Annotated in this window: 20 protein-coding genes; 8 read left to right on the top strand and 12 right to left on the bottom strand. The window is 70.8% G+C overall.

The features are described 5' to 3' along the window. Nucleotides 1–309: 309 nt before the first annotated feature. On the top strand, nucleotides 310–1,482 hold the full coding sequence (locus F7R91_RS10960; protein WP_150947071.1) for a hypothetical protein: 1,173 nt from the start codon (nucleotides 310–312) through the stop codon (nucleotides 1,480–1,482). 101 nt (nucleotides 1,483–1,583) lie between these two features. On the opposite strand, the gene moeZ is transcribed toward F7R91_RS10960, so the two are convergent. From moeZ to F7R91_RS10995, 7 genes are all read right to left on the bottom strand, one after another. Then, nucleotides 1,584–2,762: an adenylyltransferase/sulfurtransferase MoeZ gene (moeZ, locus tag F7R91_RS10965; protein WP_150947074.1), complete on the bottom strand. Its 1,179-nt coding sequence runs from the start codon at nucleotides 2,760–2,762 to the stop codon at nucleotides 1,584–1,586. Between the two features lie 63 nt (nucleotides 2,763–2,825). Continuing rightward, the gene (locus tag F7R91_RS10970) at nucleotides 2,826–3,575 is read right to left on the bottom strand and encodes a spherulation-specific family 4 protein (RefSeq protein WP_150947076.1); all 750 of its coding nucleotides are present in this window, start codon (nucleotides 3,573–3,575) and stop codon (nucleotides 2,826–2,828) included. Further along, nucleotides 3,563–4,522 (bottom strand): NAD-dependent epimerase/dehydratase family protein, encoded by a 960-nt coding sequence (locus F7R91_RS10975; RefSeq protein ID WP_150947078.1) that lies wholly within the window; start codon nucleotides 4,520–4,522, stop codon nucleotides 3,563–3,565. Before F7R91_RS10975 ends, F7R91_RS10970 begins: the two co-directional genes overlap by 13 nt. A 217-nt stretch (nucleotides 4,523–4,739) precedes the next feature. Further along, nucleotides 4,740–5,834: a hypothetical protein gene (locus tag F7R91_RS10980; protein WP_331000545.1), complete on the bottom strand. Its 1,095-nt coding sequence runs from the start codon at nucleotides 5,832–5,834 to the stop codon at nucleotides 4,740–4,742. Beyond that, complete coding sequence (locus F7R91_RS10985) at nucleotides 5,831–7,567, bottom strand: DUF3492 domain-containing protein (protein ID WP_225320601.1); 1,737 nt, start codon at nucleotides 7,565–7,567, stop codon at nucleotides 5,831–5,833. Before F7R91_RS10985 ends, F7R91_RS10980 begins: the two co-directional genes overlap by 4 nt. A 201-nt stretch (nucleotides 7,568–7,768) precedes the next feature. Then, nucleotides 7,769–9,538, bottom strand: a complete 1,770-nt coding sequence (locus F7R91_RS10990; RefSeq protein ID WP_408056024.1) for a DUF3152 domain-containing protein — start codon at nucleotides 9,536–9,538, stop codon at nucleotides 7,769–7,771. Between the two features lie 8 nt (nucleotides 9,539–9,546). Continuing rightward, on the bottom strand, nucleotides 9,547–10,578 hold the full coding sequence (locus F7R91_RS10995) for an alpha/beta fold hydrolase (RefSeq protein WP_150947085.1): 1,032 nt from the start codon (nucleotides 10,576–10,578) through the stop codon (nucleotides 9,547–9,549). Nucleotides 10,579–10,741: 163 nt separating this feature from the next. Between F7R91_RS10995 and F7R91_RS11000 the strand changes: the two genes are divergently transcribed. The 4 genes from F7R91_RS11000 to F7R91_RS11015 all read left to right on the top strand — a co-directional run bounded on the left by F7R91_RS11000 (nucleotide 10,742) and on the right by F7R91_RS11015 (nucleotide 12,669). Further along, on the top strand, nucleotides 10,742–10,966 hold the full coding sequence (locus F7R91_RS11000) for a hypothetical protein (RefSeq protein ID WP_150947086.1): 225 nt from the start codon (nucleotides 10,742–10,744) through the stop codon (nucleotides 10,964–10,966). A gap of 221 nt (nucleotides 10,967–11,187) precedes the next feature. Further along, entirely contained in the window at nucleotides 11,188–11,829 is a 642-nt protein-coding gene (locus F7R91_RS11005) for a TetR/AcrR family transcriptional regulator (RefSeq protein WP_150947088.1), read from the top strand. Between the two features lie 144 nt (nucleotides 11,830–11,973). Then, on the top strand, nucleotides 11,974–12,201 hold the full coding sequence (locus F7R91_RS11010) for a DUF3107 domain-containing protein (RefSeq protein ID WP_150947090.1): 228 nt from the start codon (nucleotides 11,974–11,976) through the stop codon (nucleotides 12,199–12,201). A 198-nt stretch (nucleotides 12,202–12,399) separates the two neighbouring features. Further along, a complete protein-coding gene (locus F7R91_RS11015) occupies nucleotides 12,400–12,669 on the top strand; it encodes a hypothetical protein (RefSeq protein WP_150947092.1) in 270 nt (89 codons plus the stop codon). A gap of 115 nt (nucleotides 12,670–12,784) precedes the next feature. On the opposite strand, the gene F7R91_RS11020 is transcribed toward F7R91_RS11015, so the two are convergent. Beyond that, nucleotides 12,785–13,534 (bottom strand): ferritin-like fold-containing protein, encoded by a 750-nt coding sequence (locus tag F7R91_RS11020; protein WP_191971433.1) that lies wholly within the window; start codon nucleotides 13,532–13,534, stop codon nucleotides 12,785–12,787. Between the two features lie 466 nt (nucleotides 13,535–14,000). On the opposite strand from F7R91_RS11020, the gene F7R91_RS11030 reads away from it, so the two are divergent. Both F7R91_RS11030 and F7R91_RS11035 read left to right on the top strand, forming a co-directional pair. Further along, nucleotides 14,001–16,442: a DEAD/DEAH box helicase gene (locus F7R91_RS11030; protein ID WP_150947097.1), complete on the top strand. Its 2,442-nt coding sequence runs from the start codon at nucleotides 14,001–14,003 to the stop codon at nucleotides 16,440–16,442. A gap of 110 nt (nucleotides 16,443–16,552) precedes the next feature. Next, complete coding sequence (locus F7R91_RS11035) at nucleotides 16,553–17,431, top strand: alpha/beta fold hydrolase (protein ID WP_150947100.1); 879 nt, start codon at nucleotides 16,553–16,555, stop codon at nucleotides 17,429–17,431. Here F7R91_RS11035 and F7R91_RS11040 read toward each other — a convergent pair whose 3' ends face one another. After that, nucleotides 17,432–18,325: an NYN domain-containing protein gene (locus F7R91_RS11040; RefSeq protein ID WP_191971435.1), complete on the bottom strand. Its 894-nt coding sequence runs from the start codon at nucleotides 18,323–18,325 to the stop codon at nucleotides 17,432–17,434. A 224-nt stretch (nucleotides 18,326–18,549) separates the two neighbouring features. Between F7R91_RS11040 and F7R91_RS11045 the strand changes: the two genes are divergently transcribed. After that, complete coding sequence (locus F7R91_RS11045) at nucleotides 18,550–18,702, top strand: hypothetical protein (protein ID WP_150947102.1); 153 nt, start codon at nucleotides 18,550–18,552, stop codon at nucleotides 18,700–18,702. 93 nt (nucleotides 18,703–18,795) lie between these two features. On the opposite strand, the gene F7R91_RS11050 is transcribed toward F7R91_RS11045, so the two are convergent. The 3 genes from F7R91_RS11050 to F7R91_RS11060 all read right to left on the bottom strand — a co-directional run bounded on the left by F7R91_RS11050 (nucleotide 18,796) and on the right by F7R91_RS11060 (nucleotide 21,092). After that, nucleotides 18,796–19,401, bottom strand: coding sequence for a MarC family protein (locus F7R91_RS11050; RefSeq protein WP_150947104.1), 606 nt, complete (start codon nucleotides 19,399–19,401; stop codon nucleotides 18,796–18,798). Between the two features lie 67 nt (nucleotides 19,402–19,468). Then, nucleotides 19,469–20,326 carry a PHP domain-containing protein gene (locus F7R91_RS11055; protein WP_150947106.1) on the bottom strand — a complete coding sequence of 286 codons (858 nt, stop codon included), beginning with the start codon at nucleotides 20,324–20,326 and terminating at the stop codon, nucleotides 19,469–19,471. Nucleotides 20,327–20,450: 124 nt separating this feature from the next. Next, entirely contained in the window at nucleotides 20,451–21,092 is a 642-nt protein-coding gene (locus F7R91_RS11060; protein WP_150947108.1) for a DUF6758 family protein, read from the bottom strand. Nucleotides 21,093–21,196 lie beyond the last annotated feature (104 nt).

Below are 21,196 nucleotides of genomic sequence, written 5' to 3' on the forward strand. Positions count from 1 at the left end.
CTCAGCGCGTGCATCCCGCTCGCCCGACCGGAAGCTTACGAGGCCATGATCACTCGCGCCAAAGCCGCTCCCGTCCAAAGCCGATCCGCCGCCCTCGTGTAACTCGCTGAATCAGAGGAACCATAGCTTGACTGGCGGACTCGACACACTCCACTTGGGTGAACTCCAAGTTGCGTGAGTTGCCGAAGTGGCTACCATGATATATGGAGCGCCGCAGGGCAGCCGCGACCGAATAAAGGCTCACGCCGGGGCGCCAGGGGAAAACGCACCCAATCCCGCAGGTACATCCGCGCAAGGGATGAGGCGGCCATGACGAGTCAAGCAATCGACAGGCCCCATGGTGTAGCGCGCGAGTCGGGGGATGACGAATACCTGCGCAGCGTCGAGTCGCTCTTCAAGAGCAAGACGGAATGGCAAAAACTGGTTTGGAACCGGGTGAGTCGGATACGCGCCGACCTTAATGCCGCATTGCCTGACGGAGCCCAAGATCCGGCACGAGAGACCATCAACGAACTTCTCATGCGGGCCGAAGGCGCGGCCGACAAGCAGGCCAAAACTCGCAACTTGGTAGCGAATTTTCGGCAGTGGTGGTACGGCAGCATGAGCGATTTTGCCTGGTTGAGCCTCCATGAGGCCGAAGCGTTGGTTGCTCGGCTGGAGAGTAACGGTCAATCGCTGGTACGAGCTCGCTGTCTCGTGGAGAAGGCCTCTGTACTGCTACTGGACAAGGATTCGGCCGTTATTGCCGTCAAGGCCGAACTCGAAGGAATCGAGAAGGCCGGCCGCACCGAGGGTGCGAATGCACGCAAGGCTCGACTCACTGAAGGCGCGAATGCGCCCAAGGCTCCGTGCAACGAGAGCACACATACACCTAATGGGAGTGCCGCGAATTCCATATCACATCCGAGAGAGGGCGAATCGTTCGCCATACCGGTTTCTAATCTTTCGCGGGTCGTCCAAGACGCGTCGGATGAGCGCTACGCCCAGAGTCGCTCGTTCCGTAATCGAATCATTCGGCTCTGCATCACGGCCTTTGTGTTCCTGGTTCTGACGATGATTCCGATTGCCATGGGTGTGGTTGACCTGTGGCCGCACGATGGCCCTCCGTCGGAGATACAGGTAACGATCGGCGTCGCCCTATTCGGCACCATTGGAGCATTCGTTACATCAGTGCCTTCACTTGCTCGCGTACAGGGGACCTGGAATCCGTATTCGCTACCCCTCTATCAAATGTTCCTCAAGCTGCTCCTGGGGCCGATATTTGCGTTCGTTGGCATTCTTTTCCTGTCCAGCGACCTGGTGCCCAATATCAAATCGCCCGTTGATTTTCCCAAACTCCTTGTGTGGGCGGTCATCTTTGGCGCTGGACAGCAGGCGGTTACACGATTCGTCGACGATCGCGTGGCGGGACTCGTTTCTCAGGACCCGAGCGCTGATCCGGGAGCCGCTGCGGCGGCCAGTGGTCGCAGATCCAGTTCATAGGACTCCGCCAGAAGCCCACTCACAACGACAGAAGCCCACGGCATCTGAACTGGTCAGAGCCGTGGGCTTCTTCTGGCCCGCTGGTCAGCGGGGCTGCTGTCTTAGTAGACCGGCTTGTGCGGTTCGATCTGGTTGACCCAGCCGATCACGCCGCCGCCGACGTGCACGGCGTCCGCGAAGCCCGCGGACTTCAGCACGGCGAGGACTTCCGCACTGCGGACACCCGTCTTGCAGTGCAGGACGATCTTCTTGTCCTGCGGAAGGGCCTCCAGGGCGGCGCCCATGAGGAACTCGTTCTTCGGGATCAGCCGGGCGCCCGGGATGGAGACGATCTCGTACTCGTTGATCTCGCGGACGTCGATGATGTCGATGTTCTCGCCGTCGTCGATCCACTCCTTGAGCTGCTTGGGAGTGATGGTCGCGCCGGCGGCCGCCTCCTGGGCCTCCTCGGACACGACGCCACAGAAGGCCTCGTAGTCGATGAGCTCGGTGACGGTCGGGTTCTCGCCGCAGACCGCGCAGTTCGGGTCCTTGCGGACCTTGACCTGGCGGTACTGCATCTCCAGGGCGTCGTAGATCATCAGGCGGCCGACCAGCGGCTCCCCGGTGCCGGTGAGCACCTTGATCGCCTCGGTGACCTGGATGGAGCCGATGGACGCGCAGAGCACACCCAGGACGCCGCCCTCGGCGCAGGAGGGAACCATGCCCGGCGGCGGGGGCTCCGGGTAGAGGCAGCGGTAGCAGGGGCCGTGCTCGGACCAGAAGACGGAGGCCTGGCCGTCGAAGCGGTAGATCGAACCCCATACGTACGGCTTGTTCAGCAGGACGCAGGCGTCGTTGACCAGGTAACGGGTCGCGAAGTTGTCCGTGCCGTCGACGATCAGGTCGTACTGGCTGAAGATGTCCATCACGTTGTCGGCCTCGAGCCGCTCCTCGTGAAGGACGACGTTCACGTACGGGTTGATGCCCAGGACGGAATCGCGCGCGGACGCGGCCTTGGAGCGGCCGATGTCGGCCTGGCTGTGGATGATCTGGCGCTGCAGGTTCGACTCGTCGACCTCGTCGAACTCCACGATGCCGAGCGTGCCCACGCCCGCCGCGGCCAGGTACATCAGTGCCGGCGAGCCCAGGCCGCCGGCGCCCACACAGAGCACCTTGGCGTTCTTCAGCCGCTTCTGCCCGTCCATCCCGACGTCGGGGATGATCAGGTGGCGGGAGTACCTGCGAACCTCGTCTACGGTGAGCTCGGAAGCGGGCTCGACCAGGGGTGGCAGCGACACGGGGACTCCGTTGGTCGGTCGATCACTACGGTTGTTCTCCTCGTAACACTGCCACGGCCTTCTTCATTCCGAGACACCTGTTCCGACCCGCGAGACGATTTCGTCCCAGTAGCCGGGCATGGCCTCCCAGGGGTCGACCCGGCCTCCGCGATCCCTCCGGTCGGTGAACCAGATCGTCGAGGCGCCCTGCCAGCGGGCGATACGCAGCGCCTCCTCGAGATGGCCGCGGGGGACGCCGTGGACCAAGTGGCAGAAAAGTTCGGGCGGGTGGTCGGCGGTCCACTCCGCCACCTGGGACCAGCGGTACTCGCTCCACGGGCCGGCGAAGGTGACCAGCTGGTCGGCGGTCTCGGCGTAGCCGGGGTGGGGATGAGTGCCGTGGCCGAGGACGATGTGGGGATCGTCACGGATCGCCCGGAGCGTGGTGACCGTGCGGCGGACCTCGGGGAGCGCGGCAGGGCCCGTCGGACAGCGGTCCAGAAGGAAGCCGTCGACCTGGTACCAGTCGAGATAGCGGTGCGCGTCGGAGATCATCTCGCCGAAGGCGCGGGCGCCGTGCGCGGTGTCGAGATGGCCGAGGACGCGGACGCCCGCGTTGCGCAGCCGGCCGGCTGCCTCCAGGCAGTGCGGATCGGGTCGGACGCCCGGGCCGCCCGCCACGTTCAGGACGACCCAGTGCAGGGGTGTGCCGGGGCGGGCGAGCGCACCCCACTCGCTGGGCGCGAGCAGGGGGTGCGCCAAGCCGGGGATGCCCAGGCCGGTGCGGACGTCGGTGCTCGCGGCTCCCGCCGTGGTGCTGGTCAGATGCGGCATGCCGCCTCCATCCAGATGTCGCCGAGGGACTCTTCGAGATTGATCCGGGGCCGCCAGCCGAGCCGGTCGCGGGCGGTGCGCACATCGGCCTGCTGCCAGCTGCCGCAGCCGTCCGGGTACGGGTACGCGACCGGGGTCGCGTGGTCGGAGTCGGTGCGCGGGTGTCCGATGGCCGCCCTGAGGGAGCCGGGAGGTCCGTCGAGTTCATGGAGGGCGCCGGCGTATCCGGCCACCCGAGCGAGGACGGCGGCGGCGTCGCGCAGGCGGACGGCGCGGCCCGAGCCGATGTTGATGACGCCCTGCGCGGCGGAGAGCGAGGCGGCGTGGACGGCGCGGGCGACATCGCGTACGTCGATGAAGTCGCGCTGGGCGCCGAGGCCGCCGAGCTTGAGTTCGCCGTCGCCCGACTGCATGGCGCGGCGCATGGCCTCGGCGAGCCGGCCGAGGGGGGATCCGGCGGGGGTGCCGGGGCCCGCCGGTGAGAAGACGCGCAGGACGACGGCGTCCAGGCCGGAGCCCAGGACGAGTTCGGTGGCGGCGAGCTTGCTGACACCGTACGGGCCGCCGGGGCGGGGCACGGCGTCCTCGGCCGTGGAGGAACCGGGCTGGCTCGGGCCGTACTCGGCGCCGCAGCCGATCTGCACCAGGCGGGCGCCGCAACCGCTGCGGCGCAGCGCCTCGCAGACGGTGGCGACGGCGACGGTGTTGTGGCGGGTGAGTTCGCGGGCGCCGCCGCGGGTGGCGCCCGCGCAGTTGATGACGACACCGGGGTGGACGGCGTCGAGGAAGCGGGTGAGGGCGCCGGGGCTGCCGGACGCAAGGTCGAAGCGGACGTCGGCGTCGTCGCCGCGGCCGAGGGCGGTGAGCTGGACGGCCGGGTCGGCGAGCAGGCGTTCGGCGACGAAGCGGCCGAGGTAGCCGTTGGCTCCGATCAGCAGGACTCTCATCGGGCGGCTCCCGGGGCCGAGGCTTCGGGTCGGGAGGTGATCATCTGGCGTTCTCCTTCAGCGGGGTTGGTGTGGTTGCCTCCGGCGGTTCGGCCGGGCGCCTGCGGCCGGTTGCGGCCGCTGTCCGCCGGGCGCCCTGAGCGCGGGCGCGCGTGTCGCTGCGGCGGGTGGGGGGTGCGCCGCGGACGGCCGGGGCGTCACGGGGGTTCCTGCCGCGTCACCACGGCTGGTCCGTCGGTGTGTGCGCCGACGCTCTGGTCAGCCTGCGCGTCGCGTGGACGAGGAGGACCAGGGCCGCCGCTCCGCAGGTGGCCGTGGGGACGCCGGCCGGGCCCCCCATGCCGACCACCGTCTTTACGGGGGTGATCAGGAGGTCCCATCCGGGCAGGCGGGCGGCGAAGACGGTGGCCAGGGCGGTCGCCTGGGCCGTGGCCGTCGCGGCGAGGACGAGGGCGGGCGCGCGGGTGAAGCCGTGGAGAGTGAGGAGGCGGGCGAGGAAGAGGAGGGCACCGAGGGCGATGGCCTGGGCATGGCCGGCGGGCTCGTCCAGGACCGTGCCGCACAGGGCCGACAAGGCCGTGAGGGAACACAGGTACAGGGCGAACGTGCCCAGGAGGAGGGGTGTGGCGGAGGCGGTGAAGTCCTCCAGGCTTCGGCTGGCCGTCAGTTTGCGGCGGGCGCGTCCGGCGAAGAGGTGCGCGCACCAGGCGGCGGGGGCGCACGAGAGCGTGAGGGCGAGGACGGGGGCGGCGGCGAGCGGCCACGGGCCGTCGGAGGCACCCGTGGGCAGCCTGTCGGGGCCTCCGGCGAGGGCGGCCCGCAGGAGGCCGTCGCCGAGGAGTGCGTAGGCGGCGAGCCAGCAGGTCCACAAGCCGGTCGCGCGGGAACCGGACCGGATGTGGTCCTTGAGGCCGAGCGGGCCGCGGGCGAGGGCGGCGCGCAGGCCGAGGGCCACCGCCAGAGCGCCCACTGCGGCTGCGATCGGGCGCTGTTGGCCGTGGGTGAGGTGCAGGCCGGCCACGGCCGCGGTGCACAGTGCGCCGGGCAGCAGGGCGAGGAGGGCCCAGTCGGCGCGTGCCCGGACGGGCGCGGGGGCGGCGGTGCCGGCGGGCGTCTCGGCGTCGCGGGGGACGCGGGCGTACATCTCCTCGGCCAGGGAGAAGACGTCCCGGTGGCGGAAGCGTGCCGCGGTCCGGTCGGTGACGCCGTGGGCCTCCAGCCCGGCCGCGATCTCCAAGGGGTCCACGGCCCGTTCGCAGAGCTCGCGGTGACGGTGCATCAGGACCTTCACGGGGTCCGCCAGGCCGCTCATCGTGCCCCCTCCGCAGCGGGGACCGGGTCCGCGGTCCGGAACGGTGGCTCCGCCGTCGCCCAGCCGGGGATGCCGCCGGTCACGGCACGTGCGGCCGGTTCGGTCCAGCGGCCGGGTACATGAGCCTCTGCGGGGGCGGCGAAGGGAAGCGGTTCTCCGGTGGCGTCGAGGACGACTCGACGGACCGGACTGTGGGAGACGATCTCCAGGTAAATGCCGTGAAATGCCGCGGTGTTCTGCTCGACGGCGAAGAGTTCGAGCGCGCGGGCGCGTGCGGCGGCGCCCAGGCGTTCGCGGCGCTCCGGGTCGCGCAGCAGTGCCAGACACGCCTCGGCGAGCGCCCGGGGGTTGCGCGGGGGCACGACGAGCCCCGTGCCGCCGATGACCTCGACGACCGCACCGACGTCCGTGGACACCGTGCCGCGACCACAGAACATGGCCTCGACCAGGCTGATCGGGAAGCCCTCGACGACGCTGGACAGCACGGTCACGGCCCCCGTGGCGTAGGCGTCGGCGAGGGTCGGGACCTCCGGGCCGCCGATCTCCATGAAGGAGACGGGGTTGTCGCCGACTTCGTGGAGGCCATCGGCCTCGTCGGGGAAGAGCTGCGCCGCCAGCGCCTTGCAGTGCCCGAGGTAGGCCGTGCCCTCGGGGCCCGCGGGGGCGCCGACGATCCGCAGGCGCGTCTTCGGCTCTTCCTTGCGCACATCCGCGAAGGCGTGCAGCAGCGACACCAGGTCCTTCGCCGGTTCGACCCGGCCGACCCAGACCAGCGTGTCGGGGTCCGCGGACCTGGGCGATTCGCCCACCTCCGTGAAGTGGGAGGCGTCCATGCCCGGGTAGACGGTGCGCAGCTTCGCGCGGTCGGCGCCGCACCGTTCCTGCCACCGGCGGGCGTGGGCGTTGCCGGGGGTGATGAGCGCGGCCCGGTCGTAGATCTCGGTCGCGAGCCTGCCGTGGAAGGCGGCGAGGAGCGCCCGTACCGCGGGCGAGGACTCCGCGGCGGCCAGGTAGTGCGTCCGCAGCTGAACGCCGTACTCGGTCACCAGCAGGGGCACGCCCAAGAAGTGGTGCGCGAGCAGCCCGGTCAGCGCGGCCGGGCCGCCGGACGCCGCGTGGCACAGGTCGACCGAGCCGAGGCCGTCGTCCCCGTACCAGTCGAGCGAGAGGGGGCGCAGGGCGCGCTCCAGGTGGGCGGCCACGGCGAGCAGTTGGGGTACGCGGGCCTCGCGCGCCGCACGGAGAGTGCCGGGCGCACGACAGGCGCGTTCCAGGGCGTTCACGGCGGCTTCCGAGCGCAGCGCTCCCACCAGCCCGCCCTCGTCCCGGGCCAGTTCGGCCAGGCCGTACAGCGCACTGCGGAAACGGTCCGCCTCGGTGGCGAGCGGATCCGCCGTCCCGGCCCACAGTTCCAGGGGCGGGCCGGAGCCACCGTACGGGCCCGCCGTGCACAGCACGGCCGCCAGTTCCCCGTAGCACTCCGCGAACCGGCGGCGCGCGGCACGCCCGCGCCCGCCGCCGTCGTCCTCGGCCGTCCACAGCGGTGCGGTGCGCACCCTGCGGACCTGTGGTGGCAGCGGGACCCAGCCCTCGTCCTCCTGGCGCTCGCTTCGGCTGAGCGCGTAGATGTCGAACTCGTGCTGCCCGAGCCCGCGTACGAGCCGGTCGCACCAGAGCCTCGCCTCACCGCTCACATACGGATAGCCACCCTCCGTAAGCAGTCCGATGCGCACGAACGCACCCCCGATCTCCCGTATGAGGAGCCGCCGTTGACCCGGCGGCTCGCAGCGGGACGAAGGTATGCGGACAGGTCGGTGGCGCGACGGACGGTTGTCCATCACGCCACCAAAAGGGGTGAACGGTCGTAACTTTCCCGTGACTACCGCGTTTCGTCGCGCTAAGAGATGAGTTGCATACGCAACGTCACGGGGGTGTCAGCTGCTGCCGGGATACGGCCAGGGGTTGGCCCTGCAGTGGATTCCGTCGTGGTCCAGGAACTTGGTCTGCTGCTGCATGACCGGGGCCGACTCGCCGTCCTTGTCACAGGTGACATGGCTGTAGCCGAGCCGGTGGCCGACCTCGTGGTTGATCAGCATCTGCCGGTAGGCGTGTATCCGATCGCCGTACGTCGTGGAGCCCTGCGCCCATCGATAGGCGTTGATCATCACGCGCTCGGTGCTGGCCGAGTCGCAGGAGACGTTGTCCTCGGTGGTGTCGAGGCCGGACTTGGCGCACCAAGTGGCGGTCGTGCCGGGGCTGGCGAGCGTGATCACGAAGTCGGGCTTGCCGGAGTGGATGCGCTCGAAGGTGCGGGCGCCGTTGTGGGCCCAGCTCCGGTCGTCGTTGAGCGTCTCCTGCACGGCCTGCGCGAAGAGTTCGCCGTCCAGGCCGAGCCCCTCTTCCACGTCCACGCGGTACGTGTACTTCTGCCCCGTGCCCGGCGCCTTGTCGATGCCGGGAACCGCGTCGAACCTGCCGGAACCCTGGAGCGCGGGGCTGAGCGCGTACGCCTTGCCCATCTTCTGGTCGTACGTCAGAAGAGCCGGGCCGGGAGCACCGGAGGGCGTCGGCCGCCCGTCCCCGCGCGAGGCCGGGTCCCGGGCGTCCCTGGCCTGGTCGCTCGCGGACTGCGACGGTGCGGCGGTGTCGTCGTGCCCGCCCGCGACCTGGCCGGCCACGACGACGGCCAGCACGGTGGTGACGGCGGCCGCCGCGATCCCGGTGAACGTCCGCCCCTTGGAGCCCTGCGACCCAGCGGGCTCGCCCTGCGGCGAGGCGTCGCCCTCGGTGGGCCGGGCCCCGGGCTCGGGAAGGGCGTCCCAGTCGGTGACGGAGGCGTACGGGTCGACGGGGCCGTCGGCCGCGGGGACGGGCGTACGGGGTGCGAAGACGTCGACGTCCTCGTCGAAGGCGTTGACGTGGGCGTGGTGCGGCCCAGCCGGCGCCGACCGCTGCGGCCGGCGAGGAGCCTCGGTCCGCCCGGCATACCCGTCCGCGGCGTGTCCACCCAACTCCCCCCAGCCGCCACCGTGTTCACGCTGCTCGGGGTGACCCCCACGCACCCTGGGGAAACCATGGGAGGGGGTGGCGTCGGGAAGCCGCGGGGCGCCATGAGCAGGGCTGCCGTCCGGAAGCCGGGGGATGCCGCGGGCGGGCGTACCGTCGTTCGGAAGCCGCGGAAAACCGCGCGCAGGCGTGCCCTCTTCCGGCGTCCGCGGAAAGCCGCGTCCAGGCGTGCCCTCTTCCGGCATCCGCGGAGAACGATGCGCAGGCGTACCGTCCGGCAACCGCGGAAAGCCGCGAGCGGGCGTGCCCTCCGGGAACCTCGGCATCCCATGCGCAGGCGCGCCCTCCGGGAACCCCGGTACCCCATGCGCAGGCGCGCCCTCCTGGAACCCTCGCGCCCCGTGCGCAGGCGCGCCCTCCTGGAACCCTCGCGCCCCGTGCGCAGGCGCGCCCTCCTGGAACCCTTGCGCCCCGTGCGCAGGCGCGCCCTCCTGGAACCCTTGCGCCCCGTGCGCAGGCGCGCCCTCCTGGAACCCGGGCATGCCGTGCGGCGGTGTGCTGCCCGGGTACGGCGACGTCCCCTGCGCGTTCTGCCGGGCTCGAGAACCCGCGGAGCTCCGTGCTGCCCTCGCGGCAGCGTCCGCGGTGTCACCCTCGGCGGCGGGCCGGGCGGACCCGCGGCGGCTGTGGCGTCCCACTTCGGCCCTCAGCTCCCCGCACTCTCGGCAGTGCGCGAGCCGACCGCATTCCCGGCACTCTCGCCCGCAGCACCATCCTCAGCCAACTCACCCGTGTCCGCAAGGAGTTCGCGGAACGCACCGGCCACCGTCTCCGGATACTCCATCATCGCCACATGTCCCGCGTCCGGCAGGGTGAGCAGGCGGGAGTCGCGAAAGGAGCGGGCCGCCTTCTGGGCCATACGGAAGCCGACGAGCTGGTCCCGGCCCCCGTAGACGAGGAGCGTCGGGGCGAGGACCCGCTCGGCCTGGCGCCACAGCGCGTGCTGCCCGCCCAGCGTGTACGCGTTGACGAGCCCGCGCGCGGAGCGTGTCATCGCGTCCCAGAAGTACGGCAGCTGCAGCCGCCGTTCCATCTCCTGCACGGCGTAACGGAACCCGTCCGGGGTCACCCGGCCGGGATCGCCGTAGCAAAGGGCCATGACCCCGCGGACCCGCTGCTCCGCACTCCACTCCTTGGTGAACCGGGTGAAGAGCTCGGCCACGCCCGGCACCGCGAGCAGCGCCGTCGGCACGGCGGTGCGCTGGACCCGCACCTCCGGCAGCGCGGGCGAGACGAGGGTGAGCGTACGGACGAGGTCGGGCCGCACCGCGGCCACGCGCGTGGTGACCGCACCGCCGAGCGAGTTCCCGAGGAGATGCACAGGCCCGCGCCCGGACGCGTCGAGAAACCGGATGACCGCGCGCGCGTGCCCCGTGACGGAGTAGTCGCTGTCGTCCGGCGGCGGGGAGTCGCCGAAGCCGGGCAGGTCGACGGCCTCGCCGTCGACGACGTCCTCGAGCTGCTCCATAAGCGCCGACCAGTTCTGGGAGGAACCTCCGAGGCCGTGGACGTACAGCGCCGGAGGGAGCCCCTCGCGCGCCGGCGGTCTCGACCGTACGGACAGGGTGACCCCCGGCAGCCCGACCGACCTGAGCCGCTCTCCCTCCCCGACCCTGACGGGCGCCACGACCGGGAGCACGTTGGAGGCCGACACGGACGGCAGCTCGGTCGAAGACATGCCGCAATGTTACGAGACGATCACACCCGGACCCGTGTGTTGGCCGTCACAGAAGACGTGCGGATCGATAGCGTCCGGATCGCCTGTCTCCTAGGCTCGTACGCAGGGCACCCGCATGTGGCCCCCTGTTTCGCCCAGGGACGTTCTAGGAAGGGAGCCCGCCATGAGCGTCGACCCCACCGATCCCGAGACGTTCGAGAACGACAACACGCAGGAAGTCCCCGAGTCCGACGTCGAGGCCCCCGAGGGCGACGCCGCGGAGCAGCGGGCGGACGTCAGGCCGGACCGGGACGACCCGCTGACCGGTGTGGACGCGGACCGGGCCAACGAGGCCGACCTCATCGAACAGGCCCGCGTCGTCTCCATCGACGAGGACGACTACCGGTGACGCAGGGCGGCAGGGTGACGTATCCAGACGTGTCCGAAAGGGCGCCACTGAGCAGGGGTGGGGCGCCCAATGCCCGCACCATCCCCGTCTGAAACACTCTGCGCGGCTTTCGTCGCTGTCCGGTCCGTGAAATTCTGCGCTCTCACCGCGCACACCACGGTTACCGAAAAGTACGATGGCGGCGCGGCGCACACCGCATGTGGACGACATTGGGAGGCGGCGTGACAGCCATCGAGCAGACAGAGGCGGCCCGCCCGCGAGGGACGCGCCTGCCGCGACGTGCCCGACGGAACCAGCTGCTGGGCGCCGCCCAGGAAGTGTTCGTGGCGCAGGGCTACCACGCGGCCGCGATGGACGACATCGCCGAGCGGGCCGGTGTCAGCAAGCCCGTGCTCTATCAGCACTTCCCGGGCAAGCTCGACCTCTACCTCGCACTGCTGGACCAGCACTGCGAGTCACTGATCCAGGCCGTACGGGGCGCACTGGCGTCGACGACCGACAACAAGCAGCGCGTACGGGCGACCATGGACGCCTATTTCGCGTACGTCGAGGACGACGGCGGCGCCTTCCGTCTGGTCTTCGAGTCGGACCTGACGAACGAGCCCGCGGTGCGCGAGCGCGTCGACAAGGTCACCGTCGAGTGCGCCGAGGCGATCTGTGACGTCATCGCGGAGGACACGGGCCTCTCGCGCGCGGAGTCGATGCTGCTGGCCTCCGGCCTCGGCGGCCTCGCCCAGGTGGTGGCCCGCTCGTGGCTGCACAGCGACCGCAGCGTCCCCCGTGAGGAGGCGGTCCAGCTGCTGACCTCGCTGGCCTGGCGCGGCATCGCCGGTTTCCCGCTGCACGGCACCGAGCCGCACTGACACGGAGCCCCGGGCGTCTGTTCCCGCCCGCTGTTCGCTCCTGGCGTGCTCGGACGGAGCGTGTACGTCCCCTCACCGGGCTAATGTGTGCTGGGTACGGCGCGGAAGGTCGCGCACTTCACTGACCGTCGGAGGGACATAGCCGTGGAGGTCAAGATCGGCGTGCAGCACGCGCCCCGCGAGATCGTTCTGGAGAGCGGCCAGAATGCCGAGGAGGTCGAGCGCGTGGTGTCCGAGGCACTGGCCGGAAAGACGCAGCTGCTGAGCCTCACGGACGAGCACGGCCGCAAGGTCCTGGTCCCGGCCGACCGCCTCGCCTACGTGGAGCTGGGCGAGCCTGCGCCGCGCAAGGTGGGCTTCGGCGCGCTGTAACAAAGACACGACGAGAGGGGCCCGGCGGCATCAGGTCGCCGGGCCCCTCTCCCGTTCCTCCGCACTCGTTCTTCCGCGCGGAATCCGTCCCACGGATGCAGCACACCTCGGCCCCGGATGAGGGTTGCATTCCGCAGGTCACGGGTAAGACGGGCTACGACCGCAACGGGCAGGCCGGCCGTGGGAGGGACTCACATCATGTTCTTGGAAGCGCTCGGCTCCGCGCTGCTCGGTCTCGTCCTGGCGTGGGCGGCGGTCCACCGGCTGTCCCACCGCCTTCCGTCCCGCTCCATGGTGCTGGCGACCGGCGTGGCGGGCGCCCTGTTCGGCGCGTTCCTCACGCACAGCGCACTCGGCCCCGGCCACTTCCTGCTGATCCTCGTCGGCGCGGCGGTCGTCTCCGCGGCCTCGCTGTCCCTGCTGCTGCGCCCGGCCGGGAGACTGCGGCGACGATCAGCGCCGGCGTGACCGCGGCCCGGGAGCGTCGGCGTCACCGCGAGACCGTCACTGGCGACGAGACCGTCACTGGCGACGAGACCGTCACCGGCTACGAGACCGTCGCTAGTGCCTGTTGGGGCACTGGCTAGGCGGCAAGCCCCAGTGCCGCCATTCGCTTTGTGTGCGCCTCGGTGATGCGGGAGAACATGCGGCCGACCTCCGCGAGGTCGAAGCCGTCCGCGACCCCGCCCACGAGCATCGTCGACAGTGCGTCCCGCTCGGCGACCACCCGCTGAGACTGGGACAGCGCCTCGCCCATCAGCCGGCGCGCCCACAGCGCGAGCCGCCCGCCCACCCGAGGGTCCGCGTCGATCGCCGCGCGCACCTTCTCGACGGCGAAGCCGGCGTGCCCGGTGTCGTCGAGGACGGCCAGGACGAGCTCGCGGGTGTCCGAGTCGAGGCGGGCGGCGACCTCCCGGTAGAAGTCGCTGGCGATCGAGTCGCCGACGTACGCCTTGACGAGCCCTTCCAGCCAGTCCGAGGGCGCCGTCTGCTTGTGGAAGCCGTCGAGCGCGGCGACGAACGGCTCCATCGCCTCGGTCGGTTCCGCGCCGATCTCGGTGAGCCGGTCCCGCAGCTTCTCGTAGTGGTGGAACTCCGCCGACGCCATCTTCGCCAGCTCCGCCTTGTCCGTCAGCGTCGGCGCCAGTTTGGCGTCCTCCGCGAGCCGCTCGAAGGCCGCGAGCTCGCCGTACGCGAGAGCGCCGAGCAGATCCACGACGGCGGCCCGGTACTGCGGGTCGGCGGAGGCCCGCGCCCAGTCCTGGGCCGCGACTCCGGTGACCGTGTCCGAGGCTTCCGCCGGGGCGTCAGAGGTGTTGTCAGGCGTCGTCATGAAGCGCACAATAGCCCGCCCGCCGCACGGCGGAAGTCCCTGGTCAATCACTGTGACGACGACTACGTGACCAAATCGGCCATCGCATGTGCGCGTTTCCGGGGTACAGTGGTAATGCGCCCGCCGAGTATTCGACGGGCCGCACGAATGAGGATGCCCGGTCGGTGGCCCGATCGGCTCCGACCCGACAGCCCTCCTCGTCCGTACGACAGTGTGCGTACGGAGTCCGGAGGGACCCTCAGCGGTACGAGCGCTAGAGCGTCGGCGTGGTCCCGTGTCCTACGGCTTGCCCGTAAGGCAGCCGACGTCCCCGGCACGGTCTGACACGACCCCCGCGCTCGCCTCGCGCCGCACACACAGAAGAGGCAGCACCCTGACTACCACTTTCCGAGAGCTCGGGATCCTTCCCGAGACCGCCGAGGCCCTCGAAGCCGTCGGCATCGTGAACCCCTTCCCCATCCAGGAGATGACGCTCCCCGTCGCCCTCTCGGGCACCGACGTCATCGGCCAGGCCAAGACCGGCACCGGCAAGACGCTGGGCTTCGGCCTCCCGCTCCTCGAGCGCGTCACCGTCCCCGTCGACGTCGAGGCCGGGCGCGCCGAGCCCGAGGACCTCACCGACGCCCCGCAGGCGCTCGTCGTCGTTCCCACGCGCGAGCTGTGCACCCAGGTCACCAACGACCTGCTGACCGCGGGCAAGGTGCGCAATGTACGCGTTCTCGCCATTTACGGCGGCCGGGCGTACGAGCCGCAGGTCGAGGCCCTCAAGAAGGGCGTCGACGTCGTCGTCGGCACCCCGGGCCGGCTGCTCGACCTCGCGGGCCAGAAGAAGCTCGACCTGAGGCACATCAAGTCGCTCGTCCTCGACGAGGCCGACGAGATGCTCGACCTGGGCTTCCTGCCCGACGTCGAGAAGATCATCGACATGCTGCCGGCCAGGCGCCAGACCATGCTGTTCTCGGCGACCATGCCGGGCGCGGTCATCGGACTGGCCCGCCGCTACATGTCGCAGCCCACGCACATCCGCGCCACGGCGCCGGACGACGAGGGCGCGACCGTGGCGAACATCGCGCAGCACGTGTACCGCGCGCACTCCATGGACAAGCCGGAGATGGTCGCCCGTATCCTCCAGGCCGAGGGCCGGGGCCTGGCGATGATCTTCTGCCGCACCAAGCGCACGGCCGCCGACATCGCCGAGCAGCTCCAGCGTCGCGGCTTCGCCTCCGGGGCGGTCCACGGCGACCTCGGCCAGGGCGCCCGTGAGCAGGCGCTGCGTGCGTTCCGCAACGGCAAGGTGGATGTGCTCGTCTGCACCGACGTCGCCGCCCGCGGCATCGACGTCGAGGGTGTGACGCATGTCATCAACTACCAGTCCCCCGAGGACGAGAAGACCTACCTGCACCGCATCGGCCGTACGGGCCGCGCGGGCGCGTCGGGTACGGCGATCACGCTCGTGGACTGGGACGACATCCCGCGCTGGCAGCTGATCAACAAGGCGCTGGAGCTGAACTTCAACGACCCGCCGGAGACGTACTCCACCTCCCCCCACCTCTTCGAGGAGCTGAGCATCCCCGCGGGCACCAAGGGTGTCCTGCCGCGCTCGGAGCGCACGCGCGCCGGGCTCGACGCGGAGGAGCTGGAGGACCTGGGCGAGACCGGCGGCCGTGGTGCCCGCGGTCGTGGTGACCGTCGCGGCGGCCGTGACGAGTCCCGGTCCGCCGAGCGTGAGCGTCCGGCCCGTACGCCGCGCCGACGCCGTCGCACGCGTGGCGGGACATCGCTGCAGGCGGACCCGGCTGCCGCGGATACGACGGCGGAGGACACGTCCGCGGCGGTCGTGGCCGACAGCGGCACGGCAGCGGAGGACGCCACCGCGCCGCGCACCCTGCGCCGGCGTCGCCGCACCCGTGGCGGGGCGGCGGAGTCGGTGCCGGCGGCGGAAGCCGCCGTGACGACGGCGGAGGGCCCCACGCTGGACGCGGATCCCGCCGCCGAGGCCCCCGCGAAGCCGCGTCGCCGCCGGACCCGCAAGTCCGCTGAGGCGACGGTCACTTCGGCGGAGAGTGTGATGGAGGCCGTGCAGGCTTCGGAGCCGGCGCCGGTTGCGGAGGTTTCGCCGGCCCCCGAGGCTGTGGAGTCCGCGGAGCCCGAGGGTGCCGCCGCCAAGCCGCGCCGTCGCACGCGCAAGGCGGCGGCCGAGGCCGCCGTTGACACGGCCGAGGCCGTGGAGGCCAAGCCGCGCCGTCGTACGCGCAAGGTCGCTGAGGCCGCTCCTGCCGCCGGCGCTGAGGTCCCGGTGCAGGCGGTGGCCCAGGAGCCGGAGACCACCGAGGTGAAGCCGCGGCGGACGCGGAAGGCCGCGGCTGCGGCCGAGACGGCCGTCGACACCGCGGAGGCCGTGGAAGCTGTGGAGACCAAGCCGCGGCGGACCCGCAAGACCGCGGCAACCGCCGCCGTCGACACCGCCGAGGGCGCGGAGACCAAACCCCGCCGCACCCGCAAGACCACCACAACTGCCCTGACCGCAACAACCCCGGACACCGCCGAGACCAAGCCTCGCCGCACCCGGAAGACCGCGGCCGCGGCCGACACGGCCGTCGACACCGCGGAGGCCGTGGAAGCTGTGGAGACCAAGCCGCGGCGGACCCGCAAGACCGCAGCGACCGCCGCCGTCGACACCGCCGAGGGCGCGGAGACCAAACCCCGCCGCACCCGGAAGACCGCTGCCGCGGCCGAGACGGCCGTCGACACCGCGGAAGCTGTGGAGACCAAGCCGCGGCGTCGTACCCGCAAGGCCGCCGACAGCGTCGATGCCGGTATCCCCGCGCAGGCCACTGCCGAGCCGGAGGCCGCGCCGCGGCGGCGGACTCGCAAGGCCACGGCTGCAACGGAGCCTGTGGAGAGCTGATCTCCTCGCCGACGGCCCGGTCCCACTGCATGGGGCCGGGCCGTCGGTGTCCGGAGGGGCTGAAAGAACCTCGAACGCCGGTGCGGTTGAGTACCCGCTACCCTCTCCCCGTGAGCAGCCAAGTCTCCTTCACCCCGCCGCCCAGTGCCCGTTCGTATCCTCTGCGGACTGCTCGTGGTGACTTCGCCGTCGTGGATTCCCCTGTCGCGCCCGGTGTCGAGCAGAAGGGCGTTGCCCTGCTGGTTCCCGGGTTCACCGGGAGCAAGGAGGACTTCACGCTGATGCACGAGCCGCTCGCGGCGCGCGGGTACCGTACCGTCGCCGTGGACGGGCGGGGGCAGTACGAGTCCGACGGCCCTCACGACGACGAATCGGCCTACGCGCAAGCGGAGTTGGCACAGGACCTGCTTGCACAGGTCGAGGCTCTCGGCACTGCCGTGCACCTGCTCGGCCACTCCCTCGGTGGTCAGATCTCGCGCGCTGCCGTCCTCCTCGACCACTCCCCCTTCGTCTCGCTCACGCTCATGGCGTCGGGCCCGGCGCAGATCTCCGAGTCCCAGCAGGCGCGTGTGAAGCTGCTGCGGGACGCGCTCGCGGTGATGAACATGGCCGAAGTGTGGGAGGCCATCCAGGCCATGGGCCCGCCGGAGGAAGTCGGCGGGCCCGCCAGCGGTATCGGTGACCCCGTGCTGCTGCGGCGCCGCTGGCTGGGCAACAAGCCTGCCCAACTCCTCGCCACCGGACGTCAGTTGTGCTCCGAACCGGACCGTGTGGCGGAACTCGCCGCCGTTCCGCTCCCGTTCCATGTTCTGTCGGGGGCCAGCGACGACACCTGGCCGGTGACGCTGCTCGACGACATGGCCGTACGGCTGGGGGCGCGCCGGACGGTCGTCCCGGGAGCCGAGCACTCGCCCAACGCGGACCAGCCCCTCCCGACAGCCCGGGCCCTCGCGGACTTCTGGGACAGCACGGGAGACGACATCCCCTAGTCAGCACAGCGTCTGCAGATGCTCCCAGAAGCCGTCCCGCAGCGCGCGCCGCAGGTCCGCCTGGCCGCGGAGCGAGTACTGGAGCAGGATCTCCGCCTCCACCAGCAGGTCCTGGTCCACCGAACCCGGCAGATACGGGTGTCCGGGCAGCAGTTCCACCAGGGACTCCCGGCCCCGTGCCGCCAGCCACTTCGCCGCGATCTGTGCGCCGACGAAGCGGACGTCCTCGCGGGTGGGCCGGGTCGTGGTCGCCTCGAAGGCCGGCGCCGTCCGCCGTGCCACGTAGGGCTTGAAGAACTCGAGGTCGAAGGTGCGCTGGCTGTCGACCTCCCACAGCAGCGGTTCCGCCTGGTTGCGGCCCTCCGGCGCCTCGATGCCCCACAGGTGCACCCGTGCCCCGTACCCCTGCGCCGCCTCCACCGCGGAGACCAGGTCCTCGTCGCCGCCCAGCAGAGCCGCGTCACTGATCGCCCGGTGCCGGGCCAGTGACTCCAGGTCCGTCCGGATGAGCGAGTCGACGCCCTTCTGCTGGTTGTTGGCGTTGAGATTGCCCAACCGGACCTTCACGTCGGGGAGTTCGGCGATGGACTGCTGCTCCGCGGTGTGGATGCGGCGGCGCGCCCCGTCGTACCAGTAGACCCGCAGCAGCCGGCTGTCCGCGAAGATCGTGCGGGCCCGGTCGATGAGCGCCTCGATGAGTCCCTCGGCGTCCAGGTCGAAGGCGCGCCGGTCCTCCGTGCCGGCGATGAGACGTCCCGCGGCCGCGTAGAGATAGCCCGCGTCGACGAAGATCGCATGGGTCGAGGGCGTCTTCGCCACCTCGGCGAGCATGCGCTGGAGCAGCTCATTGGTGCGGTCGATGCGGGCGCTCAGGGCCGCGAGGTCGTCGTTCATCGCCACCATTGTCCCGGCGGTCACGCTGCGAACACAACCGGTCCCGGTCAGTCCCGCACACATGCCTTACCGGTCAGTAGTTAGCCGTTCGAAAAATTTCTTTAGCGTAGGGAATGTTTGTAACACGCAGCTCGTTGAATCCGTATGGAACACGGCGCATCGGTGCTCCGTGGCCGTCCACCAGTAGTTCTCCTCAGGAGGATGACCAGACGAAGGGAGAAGCCATGCGCTTCGAAATCATGCGACTCGACGATGTCGACGGTACCCCCGTGGACAGCACCGTCGTGGACGCCGCCTCCGTCAACCGTATCGTTCAGCAGGCTGCCTCGATCGGACAGCGGCTGTGGATCCGGCCGGCCGGGACCACGGTCTCGTAACGCCGGGTCCCGTCACAGGTTTCAGAGCCCCCGTACGGCATCGACTCCGACGCCGTACGGGGGCTCTGCGCTGGCCGCAGGCGCAAGGGAGCCTCAGCTCCCCTGGATCACCTGTGTGACCCCGTTGATGATCTGCTGCACGGCGATCGCGGAGAGCATCATGCCCGCGAGACGCGTCACCAGGACCACGCCGCCGTCCTTGATGACCCGGATGATCAGCAGCGAGTACCGCATCACCAGCCACAGCACCACATGAATGGCGACGATCGCCGCCCACACCGACACCTGCGAGGCGACGCTGCCGGCCTTCTGCACCGCGAGGATGACGGAGACGATCGCGCCGGGTCCGGCCAGCAGCGGCATGCCCAGCGGTACGAGGGCGACATTGACGTCCTTCGTCTGCTTCGGCTCGTCCGTCTTGCCGGTGAGCAGGTCCAGCGCGATCAGCAGGAGCAGCAGCCCGCCCGCGATCATCAGCGCGGGCACCGAGACATGCAGGTAGTCGAGGATCTGGTTGCCGAGGAGTCCGAAGACGGCGATCACCCCGCCGGCCACGCAGACGGCCTGGAACGCCATCCGCTTCTGCACCTTGCGGGGCCGGCCGGCGGTCAGCGCGAGGAAGATCGGGGTGATCCCCGGGGGATCCATGATCACAAAAAGGGTCAGAAACAGGGAGCCGAAGACGGCGACATCGAACATGAGTGAGCGAAGAGCCTTGCTGGACAGAACTGGACAGAAAACGGAGGTGGACGTGAGGTGGTGAGCCTCAGGCCCCGCCGGTCCCCGGGACGGGAAACGCTCCCGTCGCGCGCCGGGTGATCTCCCCGTACACCTCGGGGTCCGTCGTGTACTCGCCGAGCGCGACCGTCTTCCGGCTGCCGTGGTAGTCGCTGGACCCGGTCGCCAGCAGCCCCAGCTCCCCGGCCAGGCCGCGCAGCCTCACCCGGGTGTCCGGGTCGTGGTCCATGTGGTCGACCTCGAGGCCGTCGAGCCCCGCCGCGGCCATCTTCGCGATCGCGGACTCCGGCACGGTCCGGCCCCGCTTGCTCGCGGCCGGATGCGCGAAGACGGCGACGCCGCCCGCGCCCTTGATCAGCCTGATCGCCTCGAAGGGGTCGGTCTCGTGCTTCTCCACGAAGGCCCGGCCGCCGTCGGCCAGCCAGTCCGGGGTGAATGCGTCGCTCACCGTGGGCACGACACCGAGTTCGACGAGCGCGGTCGCGACATGCGGGCGGCCGACCGACCCGTCGCCCGCGATCCGGGCCACCTGTTCCCAGGTGACGGGCACACCGAGCTCCTGGATCCGGGCGACCATGGCCCGTGCCCGCGGCACCCGGTCGTCCCGCACCAGCTCGCGCTCGGCGAGCAGTGCGGGCTCCTCGGGGTCGAAGAGGTAGGCCAGCATGTGCATGCTGATGCCGTCGATACGGCAGGACAGCTCGGCACCGGTGACCAGGGTGAGCCCGGCGGGCAGCGCGGCGATCGCCTCGGCGTGACCCCGGGTGGTGTCGTGGTCCGTGAGGGCGACGACGTCCAGACCGGCCGCGGCGGCGTTGCGGACCAGCTCGGCCGGGGTGTCCGTACCGTCGGAGGCCGTGGAGTGGCAGTGCAGATCGATGCGCACGACGCGGACTCCAGGCGGTGACGGGGCGGAAGGGGACGCTCCAGCATAACGGGAATCCGGAGCCCCTCTGTCACACCCGCAACCGCTCAGCGCCCCCTACAGCCCCGGCCCGTGTCACAGGCTCTCAGGGTTCGAGCAGCCGGGGGGACAGGGCACCGCACGGCACGAGTTCCACCTCGGCGCCTGCGTCTCTCAGGTCCGTGAGCACCAGCTCGTCGTACATCAGCAGCCCGGACTGCTCGGGCCATACGACCGCCCACAGCCACAGCCCGAGCGCCTCCCCCGCGAAGACGGCACGGTCGTCCGGACTCCCGGTGACAAGCCAGAGCGGGGTGGGCCGGCCGGCCGCCAGCACCTTGGCCTGGGGCGGCTTCTCGACGTTCAGATACGGCCCCGGGTCCGGGCCGTCGATGCCCGCGTACCGCGCGCCGAGGCCGACGCCGAGCTCCTCGGCCACGAGGATCAGTTCCCCCATGCCGCCGAGCGGACCGGGCCCGGAGCAGGCCACCGCCGTGGCACGGCCGCCGCTGCGGTCGTCGCCCGCGCAGGCCACGCCCGTGAACAGCCAGCCCACCGGCAGCGGCCACGGCATCCACACCGGCACCTTCGTACGGTGCACGACGACCGTGAGAGCCTCGACGCTGGGCGGGATCACGGGCTGCACCGGATGCACGGTCCCGTGCACATCGCACTGCCAGGTGTCGGCGAAGAGTCCGGGAGCCCTGACCCGGCCACCACACTTCGGGCAACTGGGTTCGCCCCTCATAGGGCCCCACGGTCCTACCCCTGCTGCGCCACGTCAAGGACGATCACCCGTCCGGACCGACTTACTGTGTGTCCTCCGCGTCCGAGGACGGCCCGCCGGTCATG

The sequence above is a fragment of the Streptomyces luteolifulvus genome, from assembly GCF_008806595.1.
Taxonomy (GTDB): Bacteria; Actinomycetota; Actinomycetes; order Streptomycetales; family Streptomycetaceae; genus Streptomyces; species Streptomyces luteolifulvus.

What these genes read in the sequence shown, in the direction of transcription:
- F7R91_RS10960 (WP_150947071.1), top strand. Translation starts at nt 310, where the DNA reads ATGACGAGTCAAGCAATCGACAGGCCCCATGGTGTAGCGCGCGAGTCG.
- F7R91_RS10970 (WP_150947076.1), bottom strand. Translation starts at nt 3,575, where the DNA reads ATGCCGCATCTGACCAGCACCACGGCGGGAGCCGCGAGCACCGACGTC.
- F7R91_RS10975 (WP_150947078.1), bottom strand. Translation starts at nt 4,522, where the DNA reads ATGAGAGTCCTGCTGATCGGAGCCAACGGCTACCTCGGCCGCTTCGTC.
- F7R91_RS10980 (WP_331000545.1), bottom strand. Translation starts at nt 5,834, where the DNA reads ATGAGCGGCCTGGCGGACCCCGTGAAGGTCCTGATGCACCGTCACCGC.
- F7R91_RS10995 (WP_150947085.1), bottom strand. Translation starts at nt 10,578, where the DNA reads ATGTCTTCGACCGAGCTGCCGTCCGTGTCGGCCTCCAACGTGCTCCCG.
- F7R91_RS11000 (WP_150947086.1), top strand. Translation starts at nt 10,742, where the DNA reads ATGAGCGTCGACCCCACCGATCCCGAGACGTTCGAGAACGACAACACG.
- F7R91_RS11015 (WP_150947092.1), top strand. Translation starts at nt 12,400, where the DNA reads ATGTTCTTGGAAGCGCTCGGCTCCGCGCTGCTCGGTCTCGTCCTGGCG.
- F7R91_RS11020 (WP_191971433.1), bottom strand. Translation starts at nt 13,534, where the DNA reads ATGACGACGCCTGACAACACCTCTGACGCCCCGGCGGAAGCCTCGGAC.
- F7R91_RS11030 (WP_150947097.1), top strand. Translation starts at nt 14,001, where the DNA reads ATGACGCTCCCCGTCGCCCTCTCGGGCACCGACGTCATCGGCCAGGCC.
- F7R91_RS11040 (WP_191971435.1), bottom strand. Translation starts at nt 18,325, where the DNA reads ATGAACGACGACCTCGCGGCCCTGAGCGCCCGCATCGACCGCACCAAT.
- F7R91_RS11045 (WP_150947102.1), top strand. Translation starts at nt 18,550, where the DNA reads ATGCGCTTCGAAATCATGCGACTCGACGATGTCGACGGTACCCCCGTG.
- F7R91_RS11050 (WP_150947104.1), bottom strand. Translation starts at nt 19,401, where the DNA reads ATGTTCGATGTCGCCGTCTTCGGCTCCCTGTTTCTGACCCTTTTTGTG.
- F7R91_RS11060 (WP_150947108.1), bottom strand. Translation starts at nt 21,092, where the DNA reads ATGAGGGGCGAACCCAGTTGCCCGAAGTGTGGTGGCCGGGTCAGGGCT.